Annotated in this window: 6 protein-coding genes and 1 pseudogene; all 7 read left to right on the forward strand. The window is 61.3% G+C overall.

The genetic code is table 11. The annotated features are described in order from the left end of the window. Window positions 1-629: PfkB family carbohydrate kinase (locus ACYPXD_RS15055; RefSeq protein WP_459712585.1), on the forward strand; the 629-nt coding region annotated here is incomplete at its 5' end. 390 nt (window positions 630-1,019) lie between these two features. Then, complete coding sequence (locus ACYPXD_RS15060; protein WP_459712587.1) at window positions 1,020-2,864, forward strand: methyl-accepting chemotaxis protein; 1,845 nt, start codon at window positions 1,020-1,022, stop codon at window positions 2,862-2,864. A 554-nt stretch (window positions 2,865-3,418) separates the two neighbouring features. Next, window positions 3,419-4,180 carry a 2-keto-4-pentenoate hydratase gene (locus tag ACYPXD_RS15065; protein WP_459712589.1) on the forward strand — a complete coding sequence of 254 codons (762 nt, stop codon included), beginning with the start codon at window positions 3,419-3,421 and terminating at the stop codon, window positions 4,178-4,180. A gap of 1,158 nt (window positions 4,181-5,338) precedes the next feature. Then, complete coding sequence (locus tag ACYPXD_RS15070; protein ID WP_075157018.1) at window positions 5,339-7,261, forward strand: PrkA family serine protein kinase; 1,923 nt, start codon at window positions 5,339-5,341, stop codon at window positions 7,259-7,261. A 141-nt stretch (window positions 7,262-7,402) separates the two neighbouring features. Beyond that, window positions 7,403-8,671, forward strand: a complete 1,269-nt coding sequence (locus tag ACYPXD_RS15075) for a YeaH/YhbH family protein (protein ID WP_459712592.1) — start codon at window positions 7,403-7,405, stop codon at window positions 8,669-8,671. Between the two features lie 188 nt (window positions 8,672-8,859). After that, window positions 8,860-10,395 (forward strand): annotated as a pseudogene (locus ACYPXD_RS15080) (SpoVR family protein); the annotation flags it as partial. A 362-nt stretch (window positions 10,396-10,757) separates the two neighbouring features. Next, the coding region (locus ACYPXD_RS15085) for an MFS transporter (RefSeq protein WP_459712594.1) at window positions 10,758-11,246 on the forward strand (489 nt) is incomplete at its 3' end.

Raw genomic sequence — 11,246 nt, forward strand, 5'->3', positions numbered from 1 at the left:
TGATCGTCGTCGACGACGGCTCGCAGAATGCGATCGTGATCGTTGCCGGCAGCAACGGCGAGGTGACGCCGGCGACGATCGCGCATCACGAGACGGTGCTGGCCGCCGCGGAAGTGGTGGTCTGTCAGCTCGAGACACCGCCGCAAGCGGTCGAGGCGGCGCTCGCGGCCGCCCGGCGTTTGGGCAAGACAGTCGTGCTGAATCCGGCGCCCGCGACCGGGCCGCTGCCGTCGCATTGGCTGCCGCTGGTCGACTATCTGATTCCGAACGAACTCGAAGCGGCGACGTTGACAGGTCTGCCTGTGCGTACGCCGGATGAAGCGGCCACGGCCGCCGCGGCGCTGCGCAAAGCGGGCGCGCGCAATGTCATCATCACGCTCGGCGCACAGGGCGTGCTGGCTGCGCTCGGTGACGCCTTGCCTGCCCACTTCGCGGCTCCGCGCGTGGCAGCCGTCGATACGACCGCAGCCGGCGACACGTTTATCGGCGGCTTTGCCGCACAACTCGCGCAAGGCTCACCGGTTGACGACGCAATCCGCTTCGCGCAGCGTGCCGCGGCCCTCTCCGTGACGCGCGCCGGCGCGCAGCCGTCCATTCCAACGCGCGCCGAAGTCGACGCAAACCGATAGGCGCCAGTTGCAACGAAGCAACGTAACAACGCGTGGCGCGACAATGCGTCCGGGAAAGTGCACCCTGGGCTTGCGCACGGCATTTCAGTGCATGCGGGGCTTTTCGCACCTTAGCGCACTCGGTACCCGCTTCGTCTCCCCTCTCTTCAATCGACTCATGCTTCGCGTGGCGTAGCACTGCTTCGCCTATCGAGCCTCGTCATTACTACAATTTGATGTAGCGGAATTGTAATAATTTCAATCCCATCGCGCATATTCCTCATACCATATAGAAATTTCAAGATTTTTACAGGCCTGTCGTAAACAACCTCAGAGCGTCTCATCCCATTCTCGGACCAAGGCGCCTGGACTGCGCATGCAGCCATCACACCTGACAGGCAGACAAACAACATGAGCAAGGGCATTACGATCAAGGCACGGATTGGCGTGGCCATGGCTTTCCTCGCCGCGCTGCTCGCCGCAACCAGTGCACTTGGCCTTCTCGGCATGGGCCGCACAAACGACGCGCTGCACATCATGTATGGCAATTCGATGCCGTCCGCGGTCGCGATCGACAAGATGGAGATTTACGCGGGCCGCGAACGCCTCGCGCTCGACCGCGCGGCGCTGCAGATCGGCACGCCGGAGGCGAAGTCGACGATCGAGCGCGCGCACATGCTGCACGGTCTGGCCGAGGAGGGCTGGAAGCGCTATCTCGATCTGCCGCGCGACGCCAACGAGGACCGTATCGCGCAGGGCGTCGGCGCGAAGCGCGATGCGTACTATCGGGCGATCGACGCGTTCGCCGCGACGATCACCGCGAACGATCAGGGCAAGCTCGTCGAAGACGCGAACCGTTTGCAGGTTGCCTACAACGAGATGGCGAATGCGGCAGCCGACCTGCGCAAGCTTCAGTTCGAGCGGGCGCAAAGCGGCTACGACGCGTCGCAGTCGAGCTTCAATACATTTCGCGTGGTCAGCATCGCGGCGCTCGTCGCCGGCATGATTGCAGCGTTCGTGTCTTACCTGACGCTGCGCCGCGCGATTGCGCGGCCGCTCGCCGAAGCACTCGACCATTTCGATGCGATCGCCGCCGGCGATCTGCGCCGGCCGGTCGTCGCGAAGTCGCGCGACGAGATGGGGCAACTGATCGAGGGCCTCGCGAAGATGCAGAAGAGCCTCGTCGCGACGGTGCGCACGGTGCGCTCGGGCAGCGATTCGATCGCCACCGCGACGCGCGAGATCGCGGCCGGCAATATCGACCTGTCGTCGCGCACCGAGGAACAGGCGTCGGCGTTGCAGGAAACAGCCGCAAGCATGGAGCAGCTGACCGGCACCGTGAAGCAGAACGCTGAAAACGCGCGCCAGGCGAGCGCGCTGGCCGCGAACGCCTCGGAGATTGCGAACAAGGGCAGCGGCGTGGTCGGCCAGGTGGTCGGCACGATGGGCGAAATCAACCAGAGTTCGGCGAAGATCGCCGACATCATCACGATCATCGAAGGCATCGCGTTCCAGACCAATATCCTCGCGCTGAACGCGGCGGTCGAGGCGGCGCGCGCGGGCGAAGAAGGCCGCGGCTTCGCGGTGGTCGCGGGCGAAGTGCGCAGCCTTGCGCAACGCTCGTCGGCGGCGGCGAAGGAAATCAAGGAACTGATCGACACGTCGGTCGATCGCGTGCAGTCGGGCTCGGCGCTCGTCGACGAAGCGGGCCGCACGATGACGGAAATCATCGGTGCGGTGCAGCGCGTAACCGACATCATGGGCGAAATCGCCGCGGCGTCGTCCGAACAGAGCGGCGGCATCGATCAGGTCGCGCGCGCGGTCACGCAGATGGACGAAGCGACGCAGCAGAACGCAGCGCTGGTCGAGGAGGCGGCAGCGGCCGCGCAGTCGCTCGAGGACCAGGCGCAGAAGCTGCGCACCGCGGTTGCCGTGTTCGATATCGACGAGGGCGCGGCGGCCGCGGTCGGCGGTGGGGTGCCGCCCGGCAAGACCGGGGCGACGCCCGCGCCGGCCGTGTCCAGGCCGGCCGCACCTAAGCCGGCCGCACCTAAGCCGGCCATGCAAAGGGCAGCGCCGCAGCGCGTTGCGCGTCCGGGTGGGCAGAAGGCGTCGGCGCAGCGAGCCGCGCCGGCGAGCGCTCAAACCGCAGTGCACAATGAAAGCCGCATCGCCTCATTGATGCCTGCCGCTTCGGGCGCGGCTGGACAAACCGCCGGTGCAGGCGCGGCGGATCAGGACTGGGAGACGTTTTGAGTCGCCGGCGCGGCTTCGCGTCATTTGACGCGGCCGCCAGGCCACGTTTTTATTGATCGGTCGTTCCGCCGGCGCGTCGCCGTTCGCGCCACCGTCGGCATCACCGTTAGGTGTTGCCCGCACGAGATAGCCACGAGCCGACGCCGTGCATCGCAGTGGGGCGCCACGGCACCGGTTCCGTCAACGCCGCGCCATGCGTTCGCGCGTGGCGATCCTTTTTGCATTCTCTACACTCGAATCGACCCGCCGCGACATTGTTCCGGTACATTGGCGGGCACGGCAGTCGAGTGACTCGATCCGCGCGTGTACGCAAGTTGCTACACGAACCGCGATGTGCATCGTTGTGCCCTGTCACGCGTGTTTGAAAGCGTATTGGATGGTCTGAACGCAGTCTGGATGCCGGGCCCGAATGCGGTCTGAATGCGCACTCGAAAACGTCCGGAATCCGCAAAAAAGCGGCGGCATTTAACGTTCGCGCGCGTTCCGGCGTTCGCGATTCGAGCCAGCCCAAGCGCACGTTGTTTTGCGAAGCACGACAGCCAGAAAGGAACGCCATGACGCAACAAGACCTCGCGCAACGCCTGATCTCGGCGCGCCGCCAGCACCGCGCAATCGAATCGTTGCCTTCGAGCTGCCTGCCGCCCGATGCGGCCACCGCGTACGCGATCCAGCAGGCGGTGATCGAGGGCCTTGGCTGCGCGACCGGCGCGTGGAAAATCGGTGCCCGTTCGCCGGGCGGCGACGCGTCGGGTGCGCCGATTCCGGCGCCGCTCACGTTCGCGTCGCCGGCGCGCATCGAGCGTCAGTCTTTCTTTCGTGTGCTGATCGAACTCGAAATTGCGTTCCGTTTTGCCGAGCCCGTCGCGCCACGCAGTCAAACCTATGCGCGCGACGAAGTGCTCGCGCTCGTCGGCGCGGTCGTGCCGGCCCTCGAGATTGTCGATAGCCGCTTTGCCGAATGGCCGAATATCGCGCCGCTCGCGCAGCTTGCCGACGCCCAGAATAATGGCGCGCTCGTGACCGGCCATCCGGTCAGCTATGCGGGCTTTGCGCGCAGTTTCGACTTCGTCTCGCCGGAACTGGAACTTGCGTTCGACGGCGCATCGCTGGTGCCGGAAGCACCGGGCAATCCGGCCGGCGACCCGCGCGAACTGCTGGTGTGGTTCGTCAACCATTGCGCGGCGATGGGCATCACGATCGAGCCGGCCTGGACCATTACGACCGGTTCCTATGTCGGCGCGCACATGATCGGCGAGCCGGGCATGGTGCGCGGACATATCGACGGCCTCGGCGAAGTCGAAGTCGAACTGCTCTGAACTCCGCCTCTTTCTACCGTTGAAAGTGTTTCGTGCGCGTTGCATCGACTATCGGTCTGATTGGTTGTGACGATGACGGACAGTGTTTCGATACACGACAGACTGACTGGCGACCGGTGCGCAACGAACGGCGCTGCGCACACGGTGTATCTACGGATTCAGACATCGCTCCGACAAACCGTCATACAGGCGGGAAGTCCAATAAAACATGCGGCAGCCGCGCACCGTCGAGGCGATTTCGTTGGACGCGCAGCGATCGGTATGCGGTGCCGCGCACACGTGAGCGTCGTCGCGAATCTCGTCGGCCGACCATACGGGCGACGCGGGTATCGGCGCGTGGTGCGGCGAAGAATGCAGGGCGCAGAACGGACAAAAAACTGCCATGCGGCGCGTGACTTGCACGGTGTTCGTTGGTGCACGCGCGTCATGAAACGTTGTCAGTCGATGTTGAACGAAATCAGGTATGCGGGGACGAATAGTCGGGCACGCACAAACGTGTAACAGCGCGTTGCAATGTCGTCGATTGCGGCATTGCGCACGTTAACGTAAGCAGCATGGCGAGCGAATCGACGCAGGTACGAGCGCCAGACAACACTGTGAGCCGCGTCGCGCGCTGACGGTGCGCCGCAATGTGTGGCGCCACACGGCACGCGGCTGACGGGTTTGCGAAGGTGCCGGAAAATGCGACACGCGTGCCGGCGCGGCAGGCGTCGCGCTAAATGCGTGTTGCGGGCAACGATGTCGCCGCGCGGGGAACAGATGATGGAAGTGCTTGCTGCGCGCAATCGCGCACGCAAACGCAGTTTGAGGTACGTTGCATGCAACGCGTCACGCAAGTTGAGCGTAGTGGCCGGCAGTTCAGCGCTTGCAGTTGGCATGGCCGAAGTTGGCCTCGAGCCGCACACTGGCAGCGCATTGGCCACCGCATTTGCCATGACAGGCCGCATTGATTCGCGCTTTGATCGTCGCGAGCGGCCCGAGATTGTAGGTGACCGAAACGGCGTCCACAAGTGAAGCTTGCCCGTACTCGGTTTGACGCGTTTTCTTAACGTAGTTCGTGAAAAAAAATTTAAAAGGGTTTAGGATGAATTCGAACGATGGCGTTTCCTGATAGCGCGCCGCGCACGACATCGTTCCAGACTTCGGCGAGGAGGTAGCATGGATATCTACAGCAGTTTCGCGACCCGCTTCGAGAAAACGAGAGAGGAGGAATTTTCACTCGAAGAGTACCTCGCGCTCTGCAAAGACAATCCCGCCGCGTACGCCACTGCTGGCGAGCGCATGTTGACGGCAATCGGAGAGCCTGAACAGATCGATACGCGTAACGACCCGCGCATGTCGCGGATCTTCGCGAACAAGGTCATCAAGGTATACCCCGCGTTCCGTGAGTTCTACGGAATGGAAGATGTGATCGAGCAGGTTGTCGCCTACTTCAGGCATGCTGCTCAGGGGCTCGAAGAAAAGAAGCAGATTCTCTATCTGTTGGGGCCGGTGGGCGGGGGCAAGTCTTCCATTGCGGAGCGTCTCAAGCAGTTGATGGAACGCGTGCCGTTCTATTCGATCAAGGGTTCACCCGTCAACGAATCGCCGCTCGGTCTCTTCGATTATGACGAAGACGGCCCGATTCTTGAGGAGCAATACGGCATTCCGCGCCGTTACCTGAAGAGCATCCTGAGCCCGTGGGCCGTGAAGCGGCTGCACGAGTACAACGGCGATATCCGCAAGTTCCGCGTCGTGCGCCGCTATCCCTCCATTCTTCGGCAGATCGGCATCGCGAAGACGGAGCCTGGCGACGAGAACAACCAGGACATTTCGTCACTGGTCGGCAAGGTCGATATCCGCAAGCTCGAGCAATACGCGCAGGACGATGCGGATGCATACAGCTATTCCGGTGGCTTGTGTCTCGCGAATCAGGGCTTGCTCGAATTCGTCGAAATGTTCAAGGCGCCGATCAAGGTGCTGCACCCGCTGCTTACTGCCACACAGGAAGGCAACTTCAAGGGCACGGAAGGGTTCGGCGCGATACCGTTCGACGGCGTGATTCTCGCGCACTCGAACGAATCCGAGTGGAAGGCATTCCGTAACAATCGCAACAACGAAGCGTTGCTTGACCGGATCTTCGTGGTGAAGGTGCCGTACTGCCTGCGCTACTCGGAAGAAATGAAAATTTATGAGAAGTTGCTGCGTAACTCGTCGCTCGCGAATGCGGTCTGCGCGCCCGGCACGCTGAAAATGATGGCGCAGATGTCGGTGCTGACGCGTTTGCAGGAGCCCGAGAACTCGAGCCTCTTCTCGAAGATGCAGGTGTACGACGGCGAGAATCTGAAGGACACAGACCCGAAAGCCAAGTCATACCAGGAATATCGTGACTTCGCAGGTGTTGACGAAGGGATGACCGGTGTCTCGACGCGCTTCGCGTTCAAGATCTTGTCACGTGTGTTCAACTTCGATACGACGGAAGTCGCGGCCAACCCGGTGCATCTGATGTACGTGCTCGAACAGCAGATCGAGCGCGAGCAGTTTCCGCCGGAAACCGAACAGAAGTATCTGTCGTTCATCAAAGACGTCCTGGCGTCGCGTTATGCGGAATTTATCGGCAAGGAGATTCAGACCGCGTATCTGGAGTCGTATTCCGAGTATGGTCAAAACATTTTTGACCGCTATGTCACGTATGCGGATTTCTGGATTCAGGATCAGGAGTTCCGCGATCATGACACCGGTGAGAGCTTCGACCGTGCCGCGCTGAACGCGGAACTGGAGAAGATCGAGAAGCCCGCGGGCATCAGCAATCCCAAGGACTTCCGCAACGAGATCGTCAATTTTGTGTTGCGCGCGCGTGCGGCGAATGGTGGCAAGAATCCCGCGTGGATCAGCTACGAGAAGCTGCGCGTCGTGATCGAAAAGAAGATGTTCTCGAACACGGAAGAACTTTTGCCGGTCATTTCGTTCAATGCGAAAGGGTCGGCGGAGGAGCAGCGCAAGCACGAAGACTTCGTCAACCGGATGGTCACAAAAGGTTATACGCCCAAGCAGGTACGGCTCTTGTGTGACTGGTATCTGCGCGTGCGCAAGTCGTCATGACACGCGGCACGCACAGCCCGCGCGGCGCGGGTTTTCCGAACGGCGCCGCGCGGGCTCCTTGCAAGTCGCAAGCGGCATGGACCTGAGGTTGCATGCACAACTTGCGTCTTGCGTGTTCGACATCGAAGCGGGAGACCCGGTGTGCTTCATCAAATCATCGACCGCAGGCTGGCTGGCAAGAACAAGAGCATCGCAAACCGCGAACGCTTTTTGCGTCGCGTAAAGGGTTACATTCGGCGCGCCGTGTCCGACGCGGTGCGCGACCGCAGCATCAAGGACATTCAGAGCACGCAGAGCATCACGATTCCCCGCAAGGACATCGCTGAACCGTCGTTCCGGCATGGCCCGGGCGGCCGGCGTGAGATCGTCCATCCCGGCAATTCCGACTACATTCGCGGCGACAGGATTCCGCGTCCGCAAGGGGGCGGCGGTGGCGGCGGCGGAAGCAGTGCGAGCAACGAAGGCGAAGGGCAGGACGATTTCGTGTTCGAGCTTTCGCGCGAAGAATTCATGCAGTATTTCTTCGACGACCTCGAACTGCCTCGTCTCGTCAAGACGCATCTGCTCGCGGTGCCCACGTGGAAAAGCATCCGTGCGGGCTGGGCCGCCGAAGGCACGCCGAACAATATCGACGTCGTGCGCTCGCTGCGTAGCGCGCTAGGCCGGCGAATCGCGCTGGGCGCGCCGCTCGTCAACGAATTGCATGACCTCGAGCAACAGCTCGACGAGATGAAGGCCGACCCGGCCGATCGCCGTGACGAGATCAAGCTGCTCGAAGAAGAGATTCACCATTTGCGCGGCCGCATCTGGCGCATTCCGTTTATCGACCCGTTCGATCTGCGCTATGTGAACCGCGTGAAGCAGCCGCAGCCGTCGAGCCAGGCGGTGATGTTTTGTCTGATGGATGTGTCGGGCTCGATGGACGAGCAACGCAAGGACCTCGCCAAGCGCTTCTTCATCCTGCTTTATCTGTTCCTGAAGCGGAACTATGAACGCATCGAGGTCGTGTTCATCCGCCATCACACGCGCGCGGAAGAAGTCGACGAAGACACGTTTTTTCATTCGACCGAAAGCGGCGGCACGGTCGTATCGAGCGCGCTCGAGTTGATGCAGAAAATCCTCGACGAGCGCTATTCACCCACTGAATGGAATATTTACGGCGCGCAAGCGTCGGACGGCGACAACTGGACCGACGATTCGCCCAAATGCCGCAAGATCCTCGCAGATGACATACTCGAGAAGGTGCGGTATTTTGCTTATATTCAGGTTACGCCTGAAGAGCAGAACCTGTGGCTCGAGTATGCGCAGCTCGCGCAGACAGTGCCGCATCTGGCGATGAAGAAGGTCGAGACAGCCGCGGATATTTATCCGGTGTTCCGTGAACTGTTCGAGAAGCATGTGGAAGTATGACGACGCGACACTTGCATAACGAGGCGCGAGGCGATGAGCCGGAGCGCAAGAAAGGCGTGCAGACAGGCAATAAGGTGGAGCATGCCGAAACCGGCGTACACAAGGTCTACGTACCCGACGCCGGAAAAAGCGGGCCACGTGAAGGCGGTCAAGCACAGGGACAAACCGGGGCGCCCTCCATTGGGCAAAGGGAAGTCCGTATGAATGTTGCCGATAGACGGCCGTTGCCGTGCCCGTCCGACTGGACCTTCGAGCTGATCGAAGAGTACGACACGCATATCTCGCATGTTGCGGAGCAATACGAACTCGACGTGTACCCGATCCAGCTCGAGCTGATCAGCTCCGAGCAGATGATGGATGCGTATGCGTCGGTCGGCATGCCGGTCAACTACCGTCACTGGTCGTTCGGCAAGCATTTCTTGTCGACCGAGAAGAGTTACCGGCGCGGGCAGATGGGTCTCGCCTACGAGATCGTCATCAATTCGAACCCGTGCATCGCGTACCTGATGGAAGAGAACACGATGACGATGCAGGCGCTCGTCATCGCGCACGCGGCCTACGGCCACAATTCGTTCTTCAAGGGCAACTACCTGTTCCGCTTGTGGACCGATGCGCACGCGATCATCGATTACCTCGTCTACGCGAAGAACTACATTGCCGATTGCGAAGAGCGCTATGGGCTCGATCGTGTCGAAGAGCTGCTCGATTCGTGCCACGCACTGATGAACTACGGCGTGGACCGCTACAAGCGGCCGCAAAAGCTGTCGCTGCAAAGAGAGCTCGAAGCGCGCCGCGAGCGCGAAGCGTATCTGCAATCGCAGGTCAACGAATTGTGGCGCACGCTGCCGAGTAAGCACGTGCCGCTGCCCGAGGAAGAGGAAGGCCGTTATCCGCCGGAGCCGCAGGAAAACCTGCTGTATTTCGCGGAAAAGAACGCGCCGCTGCTCGAGCCGTGGGAACGCGAAGTGATCCGCATCGTGCGCAAGATAGGTCAGTACTTCTATCCGCAGCGCCAGACGCAGGTGATGAACGAAGGCTGGGCGACGTTCTGGCATTACACGCTGCTCAACACGATGTACAACGAGGGCAAGCTCGAAGACGGCTTCATGATGGAGTTCCTGCACTCGCACAGCAACGTGGTCTACCAGCCGCCGGTCACGAAGCCGTATTACAGCGGCATCAATCCGTACGCGCTCGGCTTTTCGATGATGAGCGACATCCGCCGCATCTGCGAGAACCCGACCGAGGAAGATCGCCGCTGGTTCCCGGAGCTGGCGGGCAGCCCGTGGTTGCCGGCCATGCACTACGCGATGCGCAACTTCAAGGACGAGAGCTTCGTCGCGCAATATCTGTCTCCGCATCTGATCCGCGAAATGCGGCTCTTCTCGGTGCTCGACGACGACATGCGCGATGCGCTCGAAGTGTCCGCGATTCACGACGACAGCGGCTATCAGTACGTGCGGCAGGCGCTGTCCAGGCAGTACGATATTCACCACCGCGAACCGAACATTCAGGTGTGGTCGGTCAATACGCGCGGCGACCGCAGTCTGACGCTGCGGCACTTCATGAGCGACAACCGTCATTTGTCGAATGACAGCGAAGAAGTGTTGAAGCACATGGCACGGCTGTGGCAATTCGACGTGTTCCTCGAGAGCGTCGACGAGAACGGGACCGTGCGCAAACGCTACGAATGCCGTTACATGGCGCCGACAGTAAGGATCTGATCCCCTTTCTTCTATTACTGATGTTTTACGGCCGCCAGGCCGGAAGTTGTCGCAAAGCCAGCCTCATCGAGGCTGGCTTTTTATTGGGCCCGGATGCCTGCAACGGCCTGTCCGGCGGGGAACGCTCGCGCTCGAGCCCTAGCCGCATGCTGCGCCGCAACCGTACGCGGGCGCGATCTTTAACCTGCCGACAACGCTATTTCATCTCCCGGCGCGCGTCGATATCCGTTAACATACGGACCCTGCGCGAGCTTTCATTTATATGAACGTCGCGCGGGCGACAAATGTAAACTGAAAGTGAAATTCGAAGAGCGGCAGCTCGACCGCTCACACCCATTCCAACAAGGGACAGCCAAAGCATCATGGTCGACCAGACTATTTTCACCCCCGCGCACGATACGCGCCGCCGCATCTTCGCGATCGTCGGCGCTTCATCGGGCAATCTCGTCGAGTGGTTCGACTTCTACGTCTACTCGTTCTGCGCGCTCTACTTTGCGCCCGCGTTCTTCCCGAAGGGCGATACCACCACACAGCTGCTCAACACCGCGGGCGTGTTCGCCGCGGGCTTCCTGATGCGACCGATCGGCGGCTGGTTCTTCGGTCGTCTTGCCGACAAACGCGGCCGGCGCTTCGCGATGATGGTGTCGGTATTCATGATGTGCGGCGGCTCGCTGGTCATTGCGGTGCTGCCGCCGTACGCCGAGATCGGGGTGCTCGCGCCGGCGCTGCTGCTCATTGCGCGCCTGTTTCAGGGACTCTCGGTGGGCGGCGAGTACGGCACGAGCGCCACGTACATGAGCGAAGTCGCGCTGCAGGGCCGGCGCGGCTTTTTCGCGTCGTTCCAGTACGTG

The sequence above is a fragment of the Paraburkholderia sp. 2C genome (genome assembly GCF_054589215.1).